General features: G+C 71.7%; 14 protein-coding genes. 3 read left to right on the top strand and 11 right to left on the bottom strand.

The features are described 5' to 3' along the window. Positions 1–4: 4 nt before the first annotated feature. Positions 5–1,066, bottom strand: coding sequence for an aldo/keto reductase (locus tag H4W80_RS54915; protein ID WP_192792308.1), 1,062 nt, complete (start codon positions 1,064–1,066; stop codon positions 5–7). Positions 1,067–1,159: 93 nt separating this feature from the next. Here H4W80_RS54915 and H4W80_RS54910 point away from each other — a divergent pair, with 93 nt between their 5' ends. Then, positions 1,160–2,011 carry a helix-turn-helix domain-containing protein gene (locus H4W80_RS54910; RefSeq protein ID WP_192792307.1) on the top strand — a complete coding sequence of 284 codons (852 nt, stop codon included), beginning with the start codon at positions 1,160–1,162 and terminating at the stop codon, positions 2,009–2,011. Positions 2,012–2,118: 107 nt separating this feature from the next. Here the strand turns inward: H4W80_RS54910 and H4W80_RS54905 are convergent, their stop codons facing one another. Continuing rightward, entirely contained in the window at positions 2,119–3,597 is a 1,479-nt protein-coding gene (locus tag H4W80_RS54905; protein ID WP_192792306.1) for a glutamate synthase subunit beta, read from the bottom strand. Between the two features lie 76 nt (positions 3,598–3,673). Further along, the gene (gltB, locus tag H4W80_RS54900; RefSeq protein ID WP_192792305.1) at positions 3,674–8,179 is read right to left on the bottom strand and encodes a glutamate synthase large subunit; all 4,506 of its coding nucleotides are present in this window, start codon (positions 8,177–8,179) and stop codon (positions 3,674–3,676) included. A gap of 846 nt (positions 8,180–9,025) precedes the next feature. On the opposite strand from gltB, the gene H4W80_RS54895 reads away from it, so the two are divergent. Next, complete coding sequence (locus H4W80_RS54895; protein WP_225964205.1) at positions 9,026–10,570, top strand: bis-aminopropyl spermidine synthase family protein; 1,545 nt, start codon at positions 9,026–9,028, stop codon at positions 10,568–10,570. Positions 10,571–11,383: 813 nt separating this feature from the next. Here H4W80_RS54895 and H4W80_RS54890 read toward each other — a convergent pair. From H4W80_RS54890 to H4W80_RS54860, 7 genes are all read right to left on the bottom strand, one after another. Beyond that, positions 11,384–11,971 (bottom strand): hypothetical protein, encoded by a 588-nt coding sequence (locus H4W80_RS54890; RefSeq protein ID WP_192792304.1) that lies wholly within the window; start codon positions 11,969–11,971, stop codon positions 11,384–11,386. Further along, the gene (locus H4W80_RS54885; protein WP_192792303.1) at positions 11,971–12,222 is read right to left on the bottom strand and encodes a hypothetical protein; all 252 of its coding nucleotides are present in this window, start codon (positions 12,220–12,222) and stop codon (positions 11,971–11,973) included. Before H4W80_RS54885 ends, H4W80_RS54890 begins: the two co-directional genes overlap by 1 nt. Continuing rightward, complete coding sequence (locus H4W80_RS54880; protein ID WP_192792302.1) at positions 12,222–12,962, bottom strand: hypothetical protein; 741 nt, start codon at positions 12,960–12,962, stop codon at positions 12,222–12,224. Before H4W80_RS54880 ends, H4W80_RS54885 begins: the two co-directional genes overlap by 1 nt. 1,898 nt (positions 12,963–14,860) lie before the next feature. Then, a complete protein-coding gene (locus tag H4W80_RS54875; RefSeq protein ID WP_192792301.1) occupies positions 14,861–15,565 on the bottom strand; it encodes a VIT1/CCC1 transporter family protein in 705 nt (234 codons plus the stop codon). Beyond that, positions 15,562–16,686, bottom strand: a complete 1,125-nt coding sequence (gene lgt / locus H4W80_RS54870; protein ID WP_378525876.1) for a prolipoprotein diacylglyceryl transferase — start codon at positions 16,684–16,686, stop codon at positions 15,562–15,564. Before lgt ends, H4W80_RS54875 begins: the two co-directional genes overlap by 4 nt. Before the next feature lie 110 nt (positions 16,687–16,796). After that, positions 16,797–17,555, bottom strand: coding sequence for a DsbA family protein (locus H4W80_RS54865; protein WP_192792299.1), 759 nt, complete (start codon positions 17,553–17,555; stop codon positions 16,797–16,799). Continuing rightward, positions 17,542–18,027, bottom strand: coding sequence for a MauE/DoxX family redox-associated membrane protein (locus tag H4W80_RS54860; protein WP_192792298.1), 486 nt, complete (start codon positions 18,025–18,027; stop codon positions 17,542–17,544). The genes H4W80_RS54865 and H4W80_RS54860 overlap by 14 nt, the downstream gene beginning before the upstream one ends. A 175-nt stretch (positions 18,028–18,202) precedes the next feature. Between H4W80_RS54860 and H4W80_RS54855 the strand changes: the two genes are divergently transcribed. After that, a complete protein-coding gene (locus H4W80_RS54855; RefSeq protein WP_192792297.1) occupies positions 18,203–18,772 on the top strand; it encodes a TetR/AcrR family transcriptional regulator in 570 nt (189 codons plus the stop codon). 88 nt (positions 18,773–18,860) lie between these two features. Here H4W80_RS54855 and H4W80_RS54850 read toward each other — a convergent pair whose 3' ends face one another. Next, positions 18,861–22,733, bottom strand: coding sequence for an endo-alpha-N-acetylgalactosaminidase family protein (locus H4W80_RS54850; RefSeq protein ID WP_225964204.1), 3,873 nt, complete (start codon positions 22,731–22,733; stop codon positions 18,861–18,863). Positions 22,734–22,747 lie beyond the last annotated feature (14 nt).

Here is a 22,747-nt window from a genome sequence, read left to right as displayed (position 1 = left end):
GGGCTCAGCGGGTGAGGTCGAGCGTGACGCCGCCCAGCATGACGTGGCGCGGCATCGGCCGGGCCAGGAACTCGTGCGGGAACCCGAGATCCACCCGGCTGGCCTCCTCCAGCGCGGCCAGGTGGCCGTCGCTGAAGCGCACGTCCAGGGCCCCCAGGTTGTCCTCCAGCTGCGCCGTCGTGCGCGCCCCCACGATGGGCGCCGTGACGCCGGGGTTGAGCGTCGTCCAGGCCAGCGCGACCTGCGACGGCTTGACCCCGAGCTCGCCGGCGACCTGCTTGACGACGTCGGCGATGTCCAGGGCGCGCTCGGTCAGCGACCCGTTGGCCGCCGCGACGTTCTTGCGCGTGCCGGAGGGGGCGGCGGAGACCTCCTGGGCGAGGTCGTCCCGCCCGTACTTGCCGGTCAGCACCCCGCCGGCCAGGGGCGACCACGGGACGACGCCGAGCCCCATCTCCCGGGCCATCGGGATGAGGTCCCGCTCGACGGTCCGCTCGACCAGGCTGTACTCGATCTGCAGGGCGATCAGCGGCGCCCACCCGCGCAGGTCGGCGATGGCCTGCATGCGCGACACCTGCCAGGCGGGCGCGTCGGAGATGCCCACGTAGAGCACCTTGCCCGCCCTGACCAGGTCGTCCATGGCCCGCAGGATCTCCTCCACCGGGGTGGTGAAGTCCCAGGCGTGCAGGTAGAGCAGGTCGATGAAGTCGGTGTTCAACCGGCGCAGGCTCGCCTCGACCGACTGCACCATGCTCTTGCGGTGGTTGCCGCCGGAGTTCGGGTCGCCGGCCCGCCTGGCCATGGTGTACTTCGTGGCCAGCACCAGCTCCTCGCGCCGCCCGGACGCGAACTCGCCGACCAGTGTCTCCGCGGTGCCCTCCGTGTACTGGCTGGCGGTGTCGATGAAGTTGCCGCCCCGGCCCACGTACGTGTCGAAGATCCGCCGCGACTCGTCCTTGTCCGAGCCCCAGCCCCAGTCCGTGCCGAACGTCATGGTCCCCAGCGCGAGCGGCGAGACGCGCAGTCCCGAACGGCCGAGCAGGCGGTAGGTGTCAAGAGTCGTCATGGCATCAAGGCTGCTCCGGCCGGGATCCAGGGGGAAGGGAAGGCTCTTCCTGGGACGGGCCTTCCCAGGCAGGCCGGTCGTAGGATCGAAGGGATGAACACCGTGGACCAGACCCGCGAGCTCGCCGCCTTCCTGCGTACCCGCCGCGAGCGCCTGGATCCGGGCGACGTCGCCCTGCCCGCCCGCCGCGCCCAGCGGCGCACGCCGGGCCTGCGCAGGGAGGAGGTCGCGGAGCTGGCGGGCGTCAGCGTCGACTACGTGATCCGCCTGGAGCAGGGCCGCGGGCTGCGTCCCTCGGCCGAGGTGCTGGAGGCGCTGGCCGGCGCGCTGCGGCTGAGCGAGGACGAGCGGGCCTACCTGTTCGAGCTGGCCCGCCAGCGCCCCAACCGGCAGGCGCCCACCGCGGAGGAGGCGGGCCCGCTGGCGCGGCTCGTGCTCGACCTGTCGCCGCTGCCCGCCATGCTGCTCAACCACCGCTTCGACATCCTCGCGTGGAACCCGGAGATGGCGGGGCTGATGCTGGACTTCGGCACGCTGCCGCCGGAGCAGCGCAACAGCCTGTGGCTGTGCATGCTCCACCCGGTGCTGCGCGACTTCTTCCCCGACAGGGAGCGCACGCTGCGCGAGGGCATCGCCGACCTGCGGGCCTCGTGGGCGGCGCATCCCGATGACAAGGCGCTGGCCGAGCTGGTCGACGAGCTCACCGCCGGCAGCGAGGAGGTCGCCCGCCTGTGGGCGCTGCGCGACGTCCGGGTGAACGGCCGGGGCCAGAAGCGGCTGCGGCACGCCGTCAAGGGCCTGCTGACCGTCGACTACGAGGTGCTGGCCCCGATCCAGGCCCCCGGCCAGCGGCTGGTCATCTACCGCGCCGCCGACGCCGCCTCCCAGCGCGTCCTCGACGCCATCGCCCGCGAATGCGCGGGAGAGGCCGCAGCGGGTCCTTGACGCGATAGCCCGCGAATGCGCCTGAAAAGACCGCAGCGCGTCCTCGGCACCATCGCCCGCGTGAAAAGCCGGGACCGCGCTGAGCGGTCCCGGCCTCTTCGACTGACTTACACCAGCGGCCGCGCGGTCGGCAGGATCGGGTACGGCAGCGCCGTCTCCCCGGTCAGGTACCGATCCACGCCCGAGGCGGCGGCCCGCCCCTCGGCGATGGCCCACACGATGAGCGACTGCCCGCGGCCCATGTCGCCGGCCACGAAGACGCCGTCCACCTTGGACATGTACGTCTTGTCACGCGAGACGTTGCCCCGCGCGTCGTAGAAGCCGTCACCGCCGACCTCGGCCAGGTCCTGCAGCAGCGAGCCCTTCTCCGGGCCGAGGAAGCCCATCGACAGCGTCACCAGCTCGGCCGGGATCTCCCGCTCGGTGCCCGGGATCGGCTTGAACCCGTTCTGCGGCCCCTCGACCTCGACCAGCCGCAGCGCTCGCACGTTGCCGTCGGCGTCGCCGAGGAACTCGGTCGTGGAGACCGCGTAGACGCGCTCTCCCCCGCCGTCGGCCAGCTCCTCGTGGGCGCTCTCCATCTTGAACAGGATCGGGAACGTCGGCCACGGCTGGCTGCCGGGCCTGCTCGCCGGCGGCTGCGGCATGATCTCGAGCTGGGTGACGGACGCGGCACCCTGCCGGATCGCCGTGCCGATGCAGTCGGCGCCGGTGTCGCCGCCGCCGATCACCACGACGTGCTTGCCCTCGGCCGAGACGGGCGCGGTCTCGAAGTCGCCCTCCTGGACCTTGTTGGACAGCGGCAGGTATTCCATCGCCTGGTAGACGCCCTTGAGCTCGCGCCCGGTCACCGGCAGGTCGCGCCACTGGGTGGCCCCGCCCGACAGCACCACGGCGTCGAACTGCTCGCGCAGCTCGGCGGCGGTGATGTCGACGCCGACGTTGACGCCGGTGCGGAACTCGGTGCCCTCCGCCCGCATCTGCTCCAGGCGGCGCTCGATGTGCCGCTTCTCCATCTTGAACTCGGGGATGCCGTACCGCAGCAGGCCGCCGATCCGGTCGGCCCGCTCGAACACGACCACGTCATGCCCGGCCCTGGTGAGCTGCTGCGCGGCGGCCAGGCCCGCGGGGCCCGAGCCGACGACCGCGACCCGCTTGCCGGTCTTGACGGCCGGGGGCTGGGGGGTCACCCAGCCCTCGGCGAACGCCCGGTCGATGATCTCGACCTCGACCCGCTTGATCGCCACGGGGTCGGAGTTGATGCCGAGCACGCACGCCGCCTCGCACGGGGCCGGGCAGAGCCGGCCCGTGAACTCGGGGAAGTTGTTCGTGGCGTGCAGCCGCTCGATCGCCTCGCGCCAGTCGGTGCGGTAGACGAGGTCGTTCCACTCGGGGATGAGGTTGCCGAGCGGGCAGCCGTTGTGGCAGAACGGGATGCCGCAGTCCATGCAGCGGGCCGCCTGCTTGGTCAGCTTCTCCTGCGAGAAGTCCTGGTAGACCTCGCGCCAGTCGCTGATGCGGACGTCCACGGGGCGGCGCGCCGGCAGCTCCCGGTCGTGCGTGAGAAAACCCTTGGGGTCAGCCATTCGGTACGCCTCCCTTAACCCTGAACAGTGGTTGACAAGCACGGCCCGCCATGGCGGGCCGGCTCATTACGGCGGGTCACGACTGCACCGCGGCCGCCATGACGGCCTCGTCGATGTCCCTGCCTTCGATGCGGGCGGCCTCGGCGGCGGCCAGCACCCGCTTGTAGTCGGTCGGCATGATCTTGCCGAACCGGCCCAGCGCCGCGTCCCAGTCGGCCAGCAGCTCCTTGGCGACCGGGGAGCCGGTCTCCGCGAAGTGCTTCTCGACGGTCTCCTTGAGGAACTCGCCGTCCTCCTCGGTGAGCGTCTCGATGGCGACCATCTCGCGGTTGACCCGCTCGGACCTGAGGTCGAGCAGGTAGGCGATGCCGCCCGACATGCCGGCCGCGAAGTTGCGCCCGGTCGGGCCGAGGACGACGGCCCGGCCGCCGGTCATGTACTCGCAGCCGTGGTCGCCCACGCCCTCGACGACCGCCGTGGCGCCGGAGTTGCGCACGCAGAACCGCTCGCCCACGACGCCGCGGATGAACACCTCGCCGGACGTGGCGCCGTACAGGGCGACGTTGCCGGAGATGATGTGGCCGTCGAGCGGGGCCTCCTCGTGCGGCCGGACGGTGATCCGCCCGCCGGACAGGCCCTTGCCGAGGTAGTCGTTGGCGTCGCCGGTCAGCCGGAGCGTGACGCCGCGCGGCATGAACGCGCCGAACGAGTTGCCCGCCGAGCCGGTGAACGAGATGTCGATCGTGTTGTCGGGCAGGCCCTGGCCGCCGTACCGCTTGGTCACCTGGTAGCCGAGCATGGTGCCGACCGTGCGGTTGACGTTGCGGATGGGCAGCTCCAGCGTGACCGGGGTGCCCTCGTTGAGCGCGCCCTCGGCGAGCTGGATCAGCGTGTTGTCCAGCGCGTGCTGCAGGCCGTGGTCCTGCTGGACGACCCTGCGCAGCGCGGTGCCCGCGGGCAGCTCGGGCTGGTGCAGGATCGGCGCCAGGTCGAGGCCGCTGGCCTTCCAGTGGTCCTCGGCCGCCGACATGTCGAGCATCTCGACGTGCCCGATCGCCTCGTCGAGCGAGCGGAAGCCCAGCTCGGCCAGGTATTCGCGGATCTCCTCGGCGATGAACTCGAAGAAGTTGACCACGAACTCGGGCTTGCCGCTGAAGCGCTTGCGCAGCTCCGGGTTCTGCGTGGCGACGCCCACGGGGCAGGTGTCGAGGTGGCAGACCCGCATCATGACGCAGCCGCTGACGACGAGGGGCGCGGTGGCGAAGCCGTACTCCTCGGCGCCGAGCAGCGCGGCGATGACGACGTCACGGCCGGTCTTGAGCTGGCCGTCGACCTGGACGACGATGCGGTCGCGCAGGTCGTTGAGCAGGAGCGTCTGCTGGGTCTCGGCCAGGCCGAGCTCCCACGGCGCGCCCGCGTGCTTGAGCGAGGTGAGCGGCGAGGCGCCGGTGCCGCCGTCGTGCCCGGAGATGAGCACCACGTCGGCGTGCGCCTTCGACACGCCCGCGGCGACCGTGCCGACGCCGACCTCGGCGACCAGCTTCACGTGGACCCTGGCCTCCGGGTTGGAGTTCTTCAGGTCGTGGATGAGCTGGGCCAGGTCCTCGATCGAGTAGATGTCGTGGTGCGGCGGCGGCGAGATGAGGCCGACGCCCGGCGTGGAGTGCCTGGTCTTGGCGATCCACGGGTAGACCTTGTGGCCGGGCAGCTGGCCGCCCTCGCCGGGCTTGGCGCCCTGCGCCATCTTGATCTGCAGGTCGGCCGCGTTGACCAGGTATTCGCTGGTCACGCCGAACCGGCCGGAGGCGACCTGCTTGATCGCGGACCTGCGGGCGGCGTCGTAGAGCCGCTCGGGGTCCTCGCCGCCCTCGCCGGTGTTGGACTTGCCGCCGAGCTGGTTCATCGCGATGGCGAGCGTCTCGTGCGCCTCCATGGAGATGGAGCCGTACGACATCGCGCCCGTCGAGAACCGCTTGACGATCTCCGAGGCCGGCTCGACCTCCTCGATCGGGATCGGCTCGCCCTTGCGCAGCTTGAACAGGCCGCGCAGGGTCATCAGCCGCTCCGCCTGGGAGTCCACGAGGTTCGTGTACTCCTTGAAGATCTCGTAGCGGCGGGTCCTGGTGGCGTGCTGCAGCTTGAAGACGGTCTCGGGGTTGAACAGGTGCGGCTCGCCCTCGCGCCGCCACTGGTACTCGCCGCCGACCTGGAGCCTGCGGTGGGCGTTCTCCGCGCGCGGGTAGGCGTGGCGGTGTCGCTGCGCGACCTCCTCGGCCAGCACGTCGAAGCCGACGCCGCCCAGGCGGGAGGTGGTGCCGGTGAAGCAGGAGTCGATGACCTGCTGGCTCAGGCCGAGCGCCTCGAAGATCTGCGCCCCGGTGTAGGAGGCCACCGTGGACACGCCCATCTTGGACATGACCTTGATGACGCCCTTGCCGTACGCCTTGATCAGGTTGCGCACGGCCTTGCGCTTGTCCATCTGGAGCGCGCCGGTGTCGACGAGGTCCTCGATGGTCTCGATCGCGAGGTACGGGTTGATCGCGCCGGCGCCGTAGCCGATGAGCAGCGCCATGTGGTGGCACTCGCGGGCCTCGGCGGTCTCGACCACGAGACCGATCTTGGTGCGGGTCTTCTCCTGGATCAGGTGGTGGTGCACCGCGCCGGTCAGCAGCAGCGACGGGATCGGCGCCAGCGTCTCCGACGAGCCGCGGTCGGACAGCACGATGATCCGCGCGCCGCCCGCGATCGCCTGGGACGCCTCGGCCCGGATCTCCTCCAGGCGGCTGAGCAGCGCCTCGCCGCCGCCGGCGACCTCGTACAGGCCGCTGATGACGTACGGGTGGAGGCCCGGCAGGTCGTGCTCGTCGTTGATGTGGATGATCTTGGCGAGCTCGTCGTTGTCGATCACCGGGTACGGCAGCACGAGCTGGCGGCACGACGACGGACCCGGGTCGAGCAGGTTGCCCTCGGGGCCGATGGTGCTGGCCAGCGACGTGACCAGCTCTTCACGGATGGCGTCCAGCGGCGGGTTGGTGACCTGCGCGAACAGCTGCGTGAAGTAGTCGAACAGCAGTCGCGGCTTCTCGCTCAGCACGGCCACGGGCGTGTCGGTGCCCATGGAGCCGATCGGCTCCTGGCCCGCCTTGGCCATCGGCGACAGGATGACGCGCAGCTCTTCCTCGGTGTAGCCGAAGGTCTGCTGCCGCTTGACGAGCGCCTCGTGCGTGGGGATCTCCCGCTGCCGCGCGGGCAGCTCCTCGAAGCGGACGAGCCCCGCGTGCAGCCAGTCCTCGTACGGCTGCTCGGCGGCCAGCTCGGCCTTGATCTCGTCGTCCTCGATGATCTTGCCGCGGGCGGTGTCGATGAGGAACATGCGGCCCGGCTGCAGGCGGCCCTTCCTGACCACGTCCTCGGGCTTGAAGTCCAGCACGCCGGCCTCGGAGGCCAGCACGACCAGGCCGTCGGCGGTCACCCAGAAGCGTCCGGGGCGCAGGCCGTTGCGGTCGAGCACGGCGCCGGCCAGGGTGCCGTCGGTGAACGTGATCGACGCGGGGCCGTCCCAGGCCTCCATCATCGAGGAGTGGAACTCGTAGAAGGCCCGGCGCGCGGGGTCCATCTCCGTGTGGTTCTCCCACGCCTCCGGGATCATCATCAGCACGGCGTGAGGCAGGCTCCGGCCGCCGATGTGCAGGAGCTCCAGGGCCTCGTCGAAGCTGGCGGTGTCGCTGCCATCTGGGTCACAGATGGGGAAAAGTCGTGAAATATCGCCCGGGATGTGGGCGGACTCCAGCATCGCCTCACGGGCCCGCATCCAGTTGCGGTTGCCCTTGACCGTGTTGATCTCGCCGTTGTGGGCGATGTAGCGGTAGGGGTGGGCGAGCGGCCAGCTCGGGAACGTGTTGGTGGAGAAGCGCGAGTGCACCAGCGCGATCGCCGTCTCGTAACGCTCGTCGCTCAGGTCGGGGAAGAACGGCTCGACCTGGTCGGGCGTGAGCATGCCCTTGTAGACGATCGTCCTGGACGACAGCGAGGGGAAGTAGACGTCCGCCTCGTGCTCGGCCCTCTTGCGCAGGCAGAACGCCAGCCGGTCGAGCTCCAGCCCCTCCCGGCCCTCGGGGTCGGCCACGAACAGCTGGGCGAAGTGCGGCATGACGGCCCTGGCGCTGGGCCCGGGCAGCTCGCGGTCGACCGGCAGCTCGCGCCAGCCGAGCACGGTGAGGCCCTCCTCGGCCGCGATCTCCTCGATCAGGCCGGTGGCGACCGCCCTGGCCTGCTCGTCGAACGGCAGGAAGCCGATGCCGGTCGCGTACGCGCCGGCCGGAGGAAGCGCGAACGGCACGCTCGCGCGGAAAAACCCATCGGGGATCTGCGTCAGGATCCCGGCTCCGTCGCCGGTGTCCGGCTCGCTACCCTTGGCCCCCCGATGATCAAGATTGCACAGAGCCGTCAGCGCCTTGACCACGATCCCGTGCCCCCGGCGTCCCGCGACGTCGGCAACCATGGCGACACCGCAGGCGTCATGCTCGTTGGCGGGGTGGTACAGGCCCTGGGGCTCGGGGAACCCGAGGTGGGCAGCAGGCATTTAATCCCTCCCGTCGTCATCGTCTGTCTCTAACTGCGCTACAGGCGGGGACGACGTTGGCCCTGCTGCATATCGTGGGTAGAGGTTACCGCACCCTGCCGGAATGGTGCCCGCCACGTCCGCATTGCGAACATTGGGGCACTATCCCAGCATCCGAACTCCCTATCCCAAACCCCGGACGTAGGCCAAGAAATTCCCGCCACACGTCCACGATTTGCGGCACGGGGAGCGATTCGTCCCCACTCCACCCCCCGCCCAAACCCCAACTCCGCCAATCCGCCCGTACGCCACCCCGTTCGCCCCCCGCCACCAAGATCGCCGAGCGCGCCGCGCACGGACCCCGCGACCGGGCTGTCCGCCCTCGCGCCTCGATAGGGTTGCCCTCGTGACTCCTCCGCTCCTCGAAGGGAGCGGCTTCTCGCCAAGCCGCCTGCGCAGCGTCGCGCCGCTTGATCGACGCGCCGACGTCATGCGCACCGTACCCGCGACGCATGATCGACGCGCCGGCGTCGACACCGGCGTGCGCACAGAGCCCACGACGAGAACACCCGCGGGGGATGCCGGCGACCGTACACGCGAGCACCGCCAGCGCCGGCACGCCTGGATGGAGACCGCGCGGATCGACCCTGGACGCGGGCCGGTGGACCTCACACCCGGGCCGATCGATCGTGCCGGACGCCTGCTCGCCGGTGGGATGCGGCAGCAACTCGGACGACCCGGACACCGCCACCTCCCACGCTCGGTAATGAGACCATCACGCTATCGGCATGCGCCGACAAAATCTGGAGGGAGGGAGCGCGGACTCCTCCGCCGGCCGAGGCGGGCGGGCGCCTCCGCGCGGATCTGATGGAGCGTGACGGGGTGGAGCGCCTGCTCGCGGAGGCAGGGCCGGACAGCAGGCGGTTGCGGCACGCCCTGACCCTGCTGTGCGACGCCCAGTGGTGGACGCTGGCCGATCTGGTCAGGGAGACCGCCACGTCCCGGCGTACCGTCGAGACGCTCCTGCGCGAGCTCCCCCTGGAGCGGAAGGGCGACGGGTTCCGGATCCCGCTGACCCACGTCAACGACTACCAGGACCTTCTCGCGCTGGCCCCGCCGCCGGAGGATCCGGTGGCCCACCTGCTCCCCCATTACGCCTCCGAGCTCACCCGCCTCAAGGACCTCGTGGCCCGGGCCCCGCGCGCCCGCCACGTACTCGACCACGTCTCGGCCACCCCCGAGACGATCCTGAGGCGGGCGCTGCTGCTCGGCGCCCGTTTCTGGCTCCCGGGCACGCGCCTGCTGTGCGTGGGCGACCACGACCTGACCTCGCTGGCCGTCAAGCTGGTCCATCCGGAGACCGACGTCACGGTGGTCGACATCGACGAGCGCATCCTGGCCTACATCGACGCCCAGCGTCTGGGGGTGCGCACCCGCTGGGCCGACCTGCGCCTCGGCCTGCCCGCGTCCGCCCGCGACCACGACCTCGCGCTCACCGACCCGCCGTACACGCCGGAGGGCACGGGCCTGTTCGTGGCGCGCGCCGCCGAGGGGCTGACGGACAACGGCCGCATCCTGCTCGCATACGGCGCCAGCGAACGTACCCCGATGCTGGCCTTCAAGGTCCAGCAGGCCCTGGCGGACCTCAACCTCGCCTACGAAGCCATCTATCCCGACTTCAACCGATATTTCGGGGCAGAAGCCATCGGCTCGGCCGCCGACCTGTACATCCTCCGCCCCACCACCAAGACGCGCCCGGCCGTGACGTCCCGCCTGAGCCGTCAAACCACCACTATCTACACCCAAGGCCCACAATCGGTCGAAAGCGCCCATAACGCCCTCTCAGCCCCGCAGGAGGCCATCCAGGGCTTCGACCCCGACCTGCTGGTGGGCGAATGGCCCAAGGACCTCACCCAGCCTCGGGTCCGGCTCTCGACCTGGCTCTCCAAGCCGTACGCCGCTACCCTGGACCGCGTGGCCGTGGCCCTGCCCCCGGGCCTGGAGGCCGCCCTCCCCCGCATCCTCCTGGCGACCCGCGCTTCCCACGTACGCGTGGTGGGCTCCGACCTCCCGCCGCTCCCTGACGTGCTGTCCACGGTCTACAAGCTGAGCGCCGGCGGCGACGTCCTGGACGCCGTACGCCTGCCGCAACCGCCCGGCGACGCGGCCTCGGTGCTGCGCAGGATCCTGGACAACGGGCACGCCAAACTGGCCAACACCTGGCGCGAGGCCCTGATCGCGGTGGCCCGCACCCAGGGCTCGGCTCTGACCAAGAACGAGGCCCGCACCCTCATCGCCGAAGCCGCCCCATGGTCAGAAGGCCTGACCCCCCTGGACGCCCCCCTCCACCGCCTGTCCACCCTCCCGGAAGCAGTCACCACAACCATCTCCGCCCTGACCACAACCACCTGACCCACCCGGGAAACCCGCCCTCCGCCGGAGCCCGGACTTCCGCTCACATCCAGAGCCAGCCCGGTGCGCCACAGCCGCGCCCAGCGAAAGCCGAGACCCGGTGGAGGCCCAAGGCTCGGTGGAGGCCAAAGGTCCTGGGGAGGCCAAAGGCCCGGTGGAGGCCAAAGGTCCTGTGGAGGCCGTGGCCCACTCAAGGCCGTGGCCAGCCGAGGTCGAAGCCAGCCCGCAAGTCGCCCTCGCCCCGGTCTCCGCCCCGATCACCGTGGCGGTCACAATCGCGGTCGCGGTCGCCGCGCCGGTCGCCGTCACGAGCCAAGAGCCTGGCCACGGTTGCCGGTCCCGCTCGCCATCGCGGTCGCGGGTCGCCGTCGCGAGTCATGGGCCCGGCCACGGTCGCAGGTCCCGCTCGCGATCGCAATCCCGGGCCGCCGCCGCGTCGCGGACCCCGGCCACCATCGCCGGTCCCGGTCATCGTCGCGGGTCCTGGCCACCACCCAGGATCCCGATCATCGTCGCGCTCGCTGATCACCGCCGCAGTCGCCGCGCCGATCGCCGTCACGAGCCATGGACCCGGCCACGGTCGCAGGTCCCGCTCGCCATCTCAATCCCGGGCCACCGCTGCAGTCGCGAGTCCCGGTTACCGTCGCGCTCATGGATGGCCAATGCAGTTGCGGCCTCCGCCACGCTCATGCATGGCCGTCGCAGTTGCGGCCTCTGCCCCGCTCATGGGTCGCCGTCGCAATCGCGGCCGCCGCCCCGAGTTTCCGTCGCAGTAGCGGGTTGTCATCGAGGGGCGGATGGGTGGCGGGCGGGTCAGGTTGCGGCGACGATGCGGCCCTGGACCACGCGTCCCAGCCCGTCCAGTGCCACAAGGGCGGCGACCAGGTCCTGGGCGGGCGCCGATCCTCCGGCCCAGCTCACGGTCACGTAGTGGCCCATCGCCCGTGCCTGGGCCCGGCTGCCGGTCGGCTCGAACGCGATGCCCTGCCGTACGAACCCGTCCTTGCCCAGCGCCGACACCAGCGCGTCAGCCGCCCGCCCGTCGCTCAGGTTGAAGATGACGAACTGACCCGCCACCGCACCCCCCTTGTACGTGGCCTGGAGCGCCTGTGTGCAGCCCGTGGCCGAGACCCCCCAGAGGACCTCGTCACAGTCGCTGAACTGCTGCGTGGCGTCCAGACGCATGGCGCCCAGGGTCTGGGCGGCCGGGGTGAAGACCTCGTTCAGGGTGAGGGGTGCGGCGTCGTTCTGGCGGCTGTCGATGGCGGAGTAGAAGGCGGAGGTGCGCTCGGCGTGGAAGCTGGCCGGCCTGGGATCCTCGCGCCGCAGCCACAGCCAACCGGCCACCGCGACGACCGCCACAAGGGCGACCGCCAAGGGGATGACCACACGACGCGACATCAGCAGGCCACCTCCACGAGCGCGACGATGTGCCACGGCCCCGGATCTCCGTCCGCCATGATCGCGACGACGTCCCGAGGCCCCGGGCCCCCGTCCGCCATGATCGCGACGACGTCCCGAGGCCCCGGGCCCCCGTCCGCCACGATCGCGACGACCCCCTCGGACCTCAGGCGACCGTCCTCGGCGATCGTGACGACGTCACGGGAGCGGTGCCAGGGGCGGGGGCTGTCAGGGGGCATGTGGTTCGGCATCAAGAGGACGGTCCGGCGATCGTGACGACACGGCGGTAGACGGCCTTCTCTGCCCCGCGCAGTGCCAGCGTGAGCGAGACGAAGTCATCCTTGGGACCCGGGTCCGTGCCGTCGGTCTTCCCCAGCCACACCAGGCCGACGTAGTGACCGAGGGCGTAACCGCCCGCCTCGGAGTAACCACCCGCCGGGAAGGTGGCCTTGGCGGACTCCAGGGGACGCGTCCAACCGCCCCGGTACAGGGTCTTCAACGACTCCACCAGGTCGGCGGCCGACTTGCCGTCCTTGAGGTTGAGCAGCGTGTACTGGCCGATGTACCGGCCGTCGGAGCTCGCGTAGAGGCCGCGGGCGACCTGGGTGCATTCGGCGTCCGACACCAGCTCGAGGAGGTTCGCGCCCCACAGCGCCGCCGAGCAGTCGGTGTCGAGCTTCTTGGCGACCAGCTTGAGCTTGAGCTTCTTGGACACGGCGAGCTCACTCTGCCCGAACACCTCCTTCTCGGTCAGTGCCCGCTGATCCTTGGCCCGGTCCGTGACAGGGTCGAACAGCTTGGGCGAGCCCCACCCGCGGAAGACCCGCGGGAGCGCCGTGTCCGGCGCGATCATGGCGGAGCTGGCCTGCTGCTGCGGGGAGTAGCCGCCGATGGAGTTGATGGCGGCCACCAGCCCGGCCCCGCCCGCCAGCACGCCGACGATCGTGGCGATGATGACGATCAGCCGCTGCTGCTTGGGTTGCAAGCCCATGTGGGTGAGCACCGGGAGCTGCCAGTCAGAAGGCGGCGGACGCCGTCGCGTACGCGAGAACTTCCCCGGCCGCCCGTCGCCGTCGGCCTTCCCGTCGCGGGCCTCAGAAGTCGAAAATCCACCGTCGGCCCCGAAGCCCAACGGACCGTCGTCGGCCGACCGATCGTCCTCGGGCCCGAGAACCGACCAACCGCCATCGGCCCCGGCCACCAACCGGCCACCATCGGCTCCAGCCACCGAGCGAGCACCGTCGGCCCCAGCCGCCAAGTGGCCACCGTCGGTTCTCGTCGCCGAGCGACCGCCGTCGGTTCCTGTCGCCGAACGGCCGCCGTCCGCCCCGGCCGCCGAACGACCGCCGTCGGTCTCAGCCGCCGAACGGCCGCCTTGGGCCCCGGCCGCCGCACGACGACCGCGGCCTCCGGATGCCGAACGACCTCCATCGGGCTCGCCTGCCGAACGTCGGCCGCCGGATCGGCGAGGTCGGGTCCCTTCGGTGACGGACCGCATCCCGCTGACCGCCCAGTCACCACCGACCGCATCGGCCGCGGACTCGTCGCCGCCGGCCGCCCAGTTTCCGAGATCGGCGTCGCTCGCCGACTGGTCATCCGCGCCGCGGGCCGCCTTCGCCCGCCTGCGCCCGGAACGCCTTTCACCGCTGTTGCTGGCCGGCAGCCGCCCGCCACCAGTCGCCTCGGCCAACAGCTGACCATCGTCGCCCTGGCCTCCGGCAGCCCAGCCGCCACCCCCGACTGCTCCAGCCCCGCCGGCGGCTCCGGCACCAGCCCCTCCAGCGGCGCCGGCGCTACCTCCGATACCGGCACCAGTTCCGACACCGGCACCGCCACCAGCACCAGTTCCGACACCGCCACTGGCACCGGGCCTAGCCTCGTTGCCAACGTGCCGGCCACCCGCACCGGGTGTCGGCCGGCCGTCGCCGCTCGACTGCCAGCCGCCGTCCGCGCCTGCGCCCGGCCAGCCGCCAGCCGCGTGACCTCCACCGTCCGCGCCTGCCCCCGGCCAATCGCCAGCCGCGTGACCTCCACCGTCGGGGTTTAAGGACGACCGGGCGCGACCGGCCCGCCCCCCGTCGGCCGTGCCCGCCGACCGGCGACCACCGGCACGACGGCTGCCTCGCCCCTCCGACGCGGGCCACCCGCCGCTACCAGTACGGCCGGTGTCGTCCGAGCCCGATGCCCGGCGACCGCCAGCGCCGCCGGTGTCCTGCGCCTCTCGGGCCGGCCAGCTCCCGCCAGGGTCCTGCACATCCCGCGCGGGCCAACTAACGCCGGCACCCTGCTGCGCGTCCCGCGCAGGCCAGCTACCACCCGTGTCCTGCACATTCCGCGCCGGCCAACTGCCGCCAGGGTCCTGCGCATCACGAGCCGGCCAACTGCCGCCAGGGTCCTGCACATCACGAGCCGGCCAGCTAGCACCCACGTCTTGGACATCCCGCGCGGGCCAACTACCACCAGCCTGGCCGGCACCACCCGAACCCGACGCCCGGCGACCACGAGAGCGGCCGGCATCCCGCACGTCCCGGGCCGGCCAACTACCGCCAGGGTCCTGCACATCACGAGCCGGCCAGCTACCACCGGCGCCCTGCTGCGCATCCCGCGCAGGCCAGCTACCGCCGGTGTCCTGAAGATCCCGCGCAGGCCAACTACTACCGGCGTCCTGCACATCACGGGCCGGCCAACTACCACCGGCACCTGGCTGCACATCCCGCGCAGGCCAACTACCGCCAGCGGCGTTCGGGTCCGGGGCCGGTTGGCCAGGGGCGGGGATGGTGGGGTTGTCCTCGCCTCTGGCGGGTGAGCGGCCGCCGCGGGTGCGGCCCGTGTCGTCCTGGCCCGAGGAGGGTCTGCCGTGACCGCCCGAACCGGCTCTCCTGCGGGCCATCACAGGCCCGCCGCGCCGATCAGGTTGCCGAGGCCGAACGTGACCGCCGCGGCGATCGCGCCCACCACGAGCTGGCGCAGCCCTGAGAACCACCAACTGCGCGCCGTCACCGCCGAGACCAGCGCGCCCGCCGCGAACAGGGCGACGCAGGACACCGCGGCCGACAGCACCAGGTCACTGGCGCCGAACAGGTACGGCAGCAGGGGCAGCACCGCCCCCAAGCCGAACGACAGGAACGACGACACCGCGGCCACCACCGGGGAGGGCAGCTCGCCGGGGGCGACGCCCAGTTCGTTCTGAGCGTGGACCTCCAGCGCGCGGTCCGGGTTGCGGGAGATCTGCCTGGACACCTCGGCGGCCAGGCCGGGCTCCACGCCCTTGTCGACGAACGTCTGTGCCAGCTCCGCCTGCTCGTCGTCAGGGTGGCGGGCGAGCTCGCGCCGCTCGACGGCGATCTCGGCCTGGGCCAGCTCGCGCTGGCTGGCGACCGAGACGTACTCGCCGCCCGCCATGGACAGCGCTCCGGCGGCGAGCCCGGCGACGCCTCCGAGGGCGATGACCTTCGTGTTGGTCGTGCCGCCCGCGACACCCGCGATGAGCGCGAAGTTCGACACCAGGCCGTCCATCGCGCCGAACACCGAGGGCCGCAACCAGCCTCCGGTGACGTCGCGATGCTGGTGGTGGATCTCCGCGCGATCACTCATCGCGAGTTCTTCTCCTTCGTCACGACTTCGGGGTCGGCTGCCCCTACCCCGTCGGCGGGGGTCGCATCATCCGCCGCGGGCGCCGGAGCGTCCGTGACTTCCGCGTCCGTGGCCTTCCCGTCTGCGGCCTTCTCGTCCGCCGGTGCCCCATCGTCCGCGGCTTCGGCGGCCGTGGCCTTCTCGGTCGCCGGAGCCGGGTCGTCCGCGGCTTCGTCCTTGGACGTCTCGGCCGCTGGTCGAGGGGTCGGGGGGTCCTCGCCGTCGTCGGTCGAGGCGGGCTCCTCCGCCGCCCTGTCCCGCGTGTCCTCGGAGTCGGCGTCCGCCTGGTCGGCGGGGTGTGCCGGGTCGGCCGGCTCGGCCGGCTCGGCCGGCTCGGCCGGGGCCACGATCTCCACGCTGTCGCGCTTCCTGGACAGCCAGAAGTACGCCAGCGCCGCCACGAACAGCACGATCGAGGTCCACTGGTTGATCCGCAGCCCGAGGAACGTCACCGCGTGGTCCACGCCGCCGACCGGGTCGATGCGCAGCCCTTCGATCCAGAAGCGGCCCGCCGTGTAGCCGGCGACGTAGAGGGCGAACAGCCGCCCGTGGTGCAGGGCGAAGCGCCGGCCCGCGAAGATGAGCACGAAGCCGAGCGCCACGTCCCACAGCGACTCGTACAGGAAGGTCGGGTGGTAGAGCACCCCCGGCTCGCCCCCGTGGTCGACGTCGATCTCCAGGCCCCACGGCAGCGTGGTCGGCGAGCCGTAGAGCTCCTGGTTGAACCAGTTGCCCCAGCGGCCGATGGCCTGGGCGAAGGCGATGCCGGGCGCGACCGTGTCGGCGACGGCGCTCATGGAGATGCCGCGTTTGCGCACGGCGAACCAGACGCCGAGCGCGCCGAGTGAGATCGCGCCCCAGATGCCGAGGCCGCCCTCCCAGATGAACAGCGCCTGGATGGGCTCCTTGATCGCGCGGCTGCCGAAGTAGGTCTGCCAGTCGGTGATGACGTGGTAGAGGCGGCCGCCGATCAGGCCGAAGATGACCGCGGGGACCGCGATGTCGACGATCGTCCCCTTCTGGCCACCGCGGGCTTGCCAGCGCCGCTCGCTCAGCCAGACGGCGACGATGACGCCGAGCACGATGCATAGCGCATAAGCCCGGATCGGGATGATTCCGAGATACCAGACCCCCTGGGAAGGGCTGGGAATCGAGGCAAGGGGCATGTCACGTGAGGGTAGCGGAAGAGAGACTACTTGGCCGCCTTCGTAATCGCTTCGCGCAGATCTTGCGGGCTGAAGAGTACGGGATTGTCGATTTCCTTGCCGTTCAGTTTCACCGTCGGCGTATGGTCGATCTTCTGCGCGTCGATGATCTTCTTGCTGTACGAGAGCTGCGCGTCGGCGTGCTTCTGCGTGGTGACGCACTGGTCGAAGTCCGGCGCGGTCACCCCGGCCTGCTTGCCCCAGTTCTTCAGCTGGTCGACCGTGAAGCCGGCCTCGGTCTCGGACGGCTGGTTCTGGTAGAGCAGGTCGTGGAAGGCGAGCCACTGCTTGCCGTCGGCGACGCACCGGGCGGCGCTGCCCGCGCGTACGGAGTTGGACTTGGTCGGCTCCTGGGAGAAGATCGTGATCGGGTGGTAGACGACCTTGGCCTTGCCCTCGGCGGCGAGGTTCTTGAAGGTCTGGCCGCTGACCCGCTCGAGCTCCTTGCAGGCGGGACACTGGAAGTCCTCGTAGACGTCGACCACGGGCGTGGTGACGCCCTGGTTGGCCATCACGACCGAGCCGTCGGGCTGCACCGTGACGGACGCGAGCGCCCCGGCGGCCTCCTCCGCCTGCGAGTTGCTGGCCGCGTACCACCAGCCGAGCCCGACGGCGGCCACCGCGACCGCCCCGGCGGTCACGTAGGTGGCGATGCGCCTGCGCCTTTCGCGGAGGCGGGCCTCGGCCTGCTGTTCCCTGATCTTCTCGCGCGCCGTCTTCGTCTTGGTGCGCTCAGCCTTGCTCATCGTCGTCATCCCCTTCAATACGATTGTCGCCCCCCAGTCCGAGGGCGCCGTCGAGCGCGAACCGGCCCGGCGGGAAACGCACCGCCCAGGCGCCGAGCAGCACGAGCCCGAAGTCGCGCAGGATGTCGAGCAAGTACGTCGGCTCCTCCCCTACCCCCAGCTGGCCGCCGCCACCGAAGCAGCCGCAGTCGATCCGCAGGCCGTGCGCCCAGGCCCAGGCGATGCCGAACACGAAGGCGAACATGAGCAGCCCGGCGATCACCGCGGCCACCCTGGTCAGCAGACCGACGACCAGCAGCAGGCCGACGACGATCTCCAGGATCGGCAGGGCGTAGCCCACCGTGACGGCGATCGACTCGGGCAGCAGCTGGTAAGCCTTGACCGCCACGACCGAGTCGGCCGGGTTGCCGATCTTGAGCCCTCCCGCCGCGATCAGCACCCCGCCCAGGACCAGCCGGGCGACGGTCGTCACCCAGGGTATCGCCGAGAACTCACCGCGTGACGATAGTGACGCGTCCACACGCCATCTCCTCTTTCTCTGCGCCGGGATGGGCACAGTATCGGGAATCCATATGACCACGCGGCGGATAAGCACCGGCTAAGCCGTGTTTCTTGCGGGAATTACGCAGTCAAGTAAAAATTTACTCATGCCAGTAACGGTCACGAGCTCCGCCAGACGGGCGCAGATCGTGAGGGCGACCATCGCGACGATCGCCGAGCTCGGCTACCACCAGGCGTCGTTCGCCCGGATCGCCCGGTCTGCCGGGCTCAGCAGCACCCGCCTGATCTCGTACCACTTCGCGGGCAAGGACGAGCTGATCGGCGAGGTGATCGCGACGATCCAGGGGCGGCTTTCGGCGTACCTGACCGAGCGGGTGAGCGCCCGGCGCACGGCCGGCGCGGCGCTGGAGACGTACATCCGCTCCCTGGTGGAGTACGCCGGCGAGCACCGCGCCGAGACGCGCGCCGCCGCGGAGATCCTCCTCAACCACCGCCCCGCGGCCACCGGCCTGCCGGAGCTGTCCACCATCGAGCGGTTGCTGGTCTGGGGGCAGGAGAGCGGGGAGTTCGGGGCGTTCAACGTGCGGGTGACCGCGATGGCGCTCCAGCGCGCGCTGGACGGGCTGCCGTTCCTGCTGGAGGCCGACCCGGAGGCGGACCCGGCCGAGTACGCCGACGGGCTGTCCGCGCTGTTCGCCAGGGCGGTCCGGGCCTGAGGGGCCCCGCTCAGCCGCACGTGAAACGGTCCGGGCCTGAGGGGCCCGCTCAGCCGCACGTGAAACGGTCCGGGCCTGAGGGGCCTGCTCAGCCGCACGTGAACCTGGCCCCGCCCCAGTCGGCGTGGTCGTTGCCATTCCCGTCGCCGCCGTCCCCTGCCACCAGGTCCACGTAACGGGCTCCGGTCAGGTCCGCGCTCAGCTCGTACGCCGCGTCGGCGGCCCGCAGGACGGGGCTGCGCGCTTTCTCCACCCCGTCCGCCACCACGGCGAACTGCACGGACCCCCGCGCGGCCTGCACGTCGTCGACCCCGACGAAGGCCGTGAACTCCGTGCACGCGCCGCCCAGGTGGAAGCGGACCCTGGCCGGCGCGTGCGTGCCGAGCCCCTTGGAGAACGTCCGCCCCCCGATGACGATCGGCCCGCCGTCGGCCTCGCCGGTGTCGCCGTTGGACCGGTCGCGCTCCACCGGCCCCCAGCCGTTGTCCGCCGTGACCCACTCCAGGTCGCTCGCGTAGGCGTCCGCCACGGGCGGCCGGGGCAGCGTGCGCACGGTCGCGGACGCGGCGAGCCGCTTCGCCACGCCGCCCACGGAGTAGCCGGCCGCGGCGCCGAGCTCGTAGCTCCCGAAGGCGTCCGCGGGCGGGGTGACCCGCCAGGCCGTGGTCAGCTTCCCGCCGGGCTCGACGACGCCGGTCGCGTCGCCGGTGACCGTCCACCCGTCCGGTACGTCCAGCGTCACCCGCACGTCCCGCGCCGGCGCGTCCTCGAGGTTCGTGAACGTGGTGACGACCTCGTTGGCCGCCCCCTGCTCGAAGACGCCTGCGGGCGCCACCTCCAGCGACCCGCACGCCTGAACGTCCGGCGCCGCGCCGAGGTCGGTCACGGAGAAGTCGTCGAGGACGAAGTCGGCCCCGGCCTGCTCGGCCTTGAGCGAGCGCAGCCCGACCCACACGTCCCCGCACCCCGCCACCACCCGCTCCCTGAACGTCCCCGTGGTCCGCCGCTCGGGGATGGGCGTGCGCCGGGTCTCGACACTGGAGCCGCCCTTGTCGTAGCCGGTCACCCACTGGTACGCCTCCGCCCGGGCGCTCTGGTAGGCGAAGGACACCTCGTACGCGTGCCCTGGCTCGAACCGCGCCGTCCACGGCAGCGTGCGGTAGATGAGCCCCTGGCGCTCCTCGTGCGCCTTCAGCGACCAGTCGCCGCTCAGCACGTCGTCGATGGTCTTGCCGTTCCACCCGGCCTGCGTGTACGGCTCGTGCCGCTCGGACAGGTGCGTGCGCGCGTCGAACGACCCGCCCGCGTCCCCCTTCACGAACGGCCCCCAGCCGGGCTCCGCCGACTCGAACGTCTCCACGTCACCGGCCGGCTCCCGCTCGAACAGCCGCACGTCGTCCACCCGCACGTCCCCGTCCGCGGCGGCGGCCGTGATCCGCAGCGTGGCGGACGTGCCGGGCGCGGTGAAGGTCACCTTGGCCCGCTGGAAGAAGGTGTCGTGCTTCTCGTCGGAGGCGATGTAGTTCCTGGCCGTGGACCGGCTCACGGTCACCGCCCGCCCGGCGATCTCCAGGGTGGTCTCGCGGGTCCGGCCGGGCTCGACCTCGACGAAGGCCGAGGCGGTGTAGGTGCGGCCGGGCCGCAGGCCCGTCAGCCGCTGCTCCAGCCGCGCCCGCGCCCCGCCGCCGAGCAGCGCCACCCGGTGGCCCAGGTCGTTCTGGCGGACGCTCACGGGGCCCGTGACGGTCCAGCCGGTGAGCCGGTCGCCGTTGAAGCCGGGGTCGCGCACGCCGCTGCCCTGCCCCCAGTCCGGGTCCGGCTGCCGGGGCGCCCTGCCGGGGTAGAGCACGTACGGAACGCCCGCCTCCGCCCGCAGCGTGATCTTCCCGTGGTCCGGGGTGACCGTGCCGGCGGCCACCCGCCCCTGGCCGGTGAGCCGGTAGACGGTCATCGGCCGGTCGGCGTCCCAGGTCGTGGCCCCTCCCGCGGGGTTGTAGTGGTAGTACTTGCCCTGCCACGGCAGCAGGTAGGCGCCCCCGTCGAGCACCTTGTGCCCGCCGGCGAACAGCTCGCGCCTCCCGTCCCGGTACGTGCCGCGCACGCCGCCGGAGAAGACGATCTCGTCCGCGTTCCAGTCCATGATCTTGTAGTGCTGCAGGAACTTGACCGGCAGGTTGTGCTCCCAGATGTTGCGGTAGAACGCGGTGAAGTCGTTCTTCGCCTGCCAGCCCTCGAACTCGACGATGCGGGCGTTGCCGAGGATCGGGTGGGCGTTCCAGACGTCCTTCTCGTCGTTGCGGATGAAGCGGATGATCTGGGAGTTCAGCCCCTTGTTGGTGACCCCGCCGTAGTCGAGGTCGTTGGCCCAGTGGGACCACAGGGACGCGCGTTCCAGCTTGTCCGACCACTCCGTGCTCACCTGCCAGCCCTGCTCTCGCAGCTCGGCCAGCGTGCGGTCGGCCACCCAGCCGAACGGCCTGAACACGTCCACGTACAGCACCGCGAGGTTGCGGTCGGTCTCGGCGCGCAGCCGCGCGAGGCGCCCGGCCAGGGTGCCCCTGGTGAGGTCGCCGCGCTGGTCGATCAGGTACGCCTGGTCGAGCCAGTTCCAGCCCTTGGCGGCCTTGTCGACGAGCTGCTCGCTGAAGCTCCTGGCCTCGGGGTAGGACTCGGTGGCGTTGATGTGCGCGCCGAACGTGGCGTTCCAGTCCTTGCCGGCCTTGAGCAGCGTGTTCAGGTCCTTGAGCCCGCCCGCGCGGCGGTTGTGGTTGCCGCCGTAGTCGGGGTGCGCCGCGTCGTGGCCCTCCGACTGGTAGCCCTTGAGCAGCGCGAGCTGCCCGAGGCCGTCGGTGGCCAGCGAGATGCGCTTGACGTCGTCCAGGGTGCGCAGGAACGGGTGCGTGGCCTGGCTGGAGAAGTTGAACGGGATGTGCGTGACCACGCGGTCCCGGGTCCGCTCGGCGCCGGGCGCCCTGACGGCGATGGCCCTGAACGCCACCGCGCCGTCCTGCCAGTCGAGCGTCCCGTCGCCGTTGGCGTCGGGTGTGACCACGATCCTGGCCCAGGGCGGCTCCTCGGTGAACGGCGAGCCGGTCGCGCGGTGCGTCCACTGGCCGCTCCACACGCCCACGGTGACCGTGCCGCCGGCGTCCCTCCTGGCCTGGTGCCAGAGCCTGGCGGCGTCCCGGTCGGTGACGCCCGAGGGGCGGTCGTAGGTGGAGTTCGTCTCGATCGCGGCGGCCAGCCGATCGGTGTTCACGATCGCGTACGTGGCCCCGACCGGGTTGGGCTCGGGCGCGGTGCCCGGCGTGACCTGGGCGAAGACGTCGGCGGTGCGGGTGGCGTTCGGGTCCAGCCGGGTGAACGCGGTCGCCGCGCCCGGCTGCGCGCTCGACACCGACACCAGGTCATGGCCGGGCAGGTCGATGGTGTTGACGCGGAACGCCTCGGTGTCGGCCACCGAGTCGATCCGGAACGTCGTCACCCGGCCCTTGACCCCAATTCTCGCCCCGAGCGCGACGCCGCCGAGATCGGGGAAGGTCAGCCGGTAGCGGGCGGTCGCGCCGTCGTTCCCGGTCAGCGCCACGGTGGCGGCCCGCGCCTGGCCGTTGAGGACGACGGCGGGCACGCCCGCGCTGCCGCCGAGCGTGGCGCCGCTCGCCCGGTCGGTGTAGCCGAGGACGCGCGGGAAGCCCGGGTCGAGCTCCACGCGCAGCTCCGGGGACGAGATCGCGATCGGCCGGGCCACCCGCGCCGGCCTGGGCGGCTCGTTCTGCGCGGTGGGGCTGGGCGGGGGCGCTCCGGTGGGCGGCGTCTCCGGGGAGGGCAGCTCGTACGTCGGGGTGGGCTCCGCGCCGGGCGACGGGACGGCCGCCGACCCAGGATCGGCGGACGCCGGGGCGGTCATGGCCGTGGCCGCGAGTGCGAGGGCCGCTGCGAAGGTGAGGGGGCTGGGACGCATCGGTGTCCTTTCGG

It is taken from the genome of Nonomuraea angiospora (genome assembly GCF_014873145.1).
GTDB lineage: Bacteria > Actinomycetota > Actinomycetes > Streptosporangiales > Streptosporangiaceae > Nonomuraea > Nonomuraea angiospora.
The sequence above is the reverse complement of the archived record's forward strand: the minus strand, read 5'-3'. Positions and strand labels throughout refer to the sequence as shown.

What these genes read in the sequence shown, in the direction of transcription:
- H4W80_RS54885 (WP_192792303.1), bottom strand. Translation starts at nt 12,222, where the DNA reads ATGCCGAACCACATGCCCCCTGACAGCCCCCGCCCCTGGCACCGCTCC.
- H4W80_RS54855 (WP_192792297.1), top strand. Translation starts at nt 18,203, where the DNA reads ATGCCAGTAACGGTCACGAGCTCCGCCAGACGGGCGCAGATCGTGAGG.
- H4W80_RS54895 (WP_225964205.1), top strand. Translation starts at nt 9,026, where the DNA reads ATGGAGCGTGACGGGGTGGAGCGCCTGCTCGCGGAGGCAGGGCCGGAC.
- H4W80_RS54905 (WP_192792306.1), bottom strand. Translation starts at nt 3,597, where the DNA reads ATGGCTGACCCCAAGGGTTTTCTCACGCACGACCGGGAGCTGCCGGCG.
- H4W80_RS54890 (WP_192792304.1), bottom strand. Translation starts at nt 11,971, where the DNA reads ATGTCGCGTCGTGTGGTCATCCCCTTGGCGGTCGCCCTTGTGGCGGTC.
- H4W80_RS54910 (WP_192792307.1), top strand. Translation starts at nt 1,160, where the DNA reads ATGAACACCGTGGACCAGACCCGCGAGCTCGCCGCCTTCCTGCGTACC.
- H4W80_RS54850 (WP_225964204.1), bottom strand. Translation starts at nt 22,733, where the DNA reads ATGCGTCCCAGCCCCCTCACCTTCGCAGCGGCCCTCGCACTCGCGGCC.
- H4W80_RS54865 (WP_192792299.1), bottom strand. Translation starts at nt 17,555, where the DNA reads ATGAGCAAGGCTGAGCGCACCAAGACGAAGACGGCGCGCGAGAAGATC.
- H4W80_RS54880 (WP_192792302.1), bottom strand. Translation starts at nt 12,962, where the DNA reads ATGGGCTTGCAACCCAAGCAGCAGCGGCTGATCGTCATCATCGCCACG.
- H4W80_RS54875 (WP_192792301.1), bottom strand. Translation starts at nt 15,565, where the DNA reads ATGAGTGATCGCGCGGAGATCCACCACCAGCATCGCGACGTCACCGGA.
- H4W80_RS54915 (WP_192792308.1), bottom strand. Translation starts at nt 1,066, where the DNA reads ATGACGACTCTTGACACCTACCGCCTGCTCGGCCGTTCGGGACTGCGC.
- gltB (WP_192792305.1), bottom strand. Translation starts at nt 8,179, where the DNA reads ATGCCTGCTGCCCACCTCGGGTTCCCCGAGCCCCAGGGCCTGTACCAC.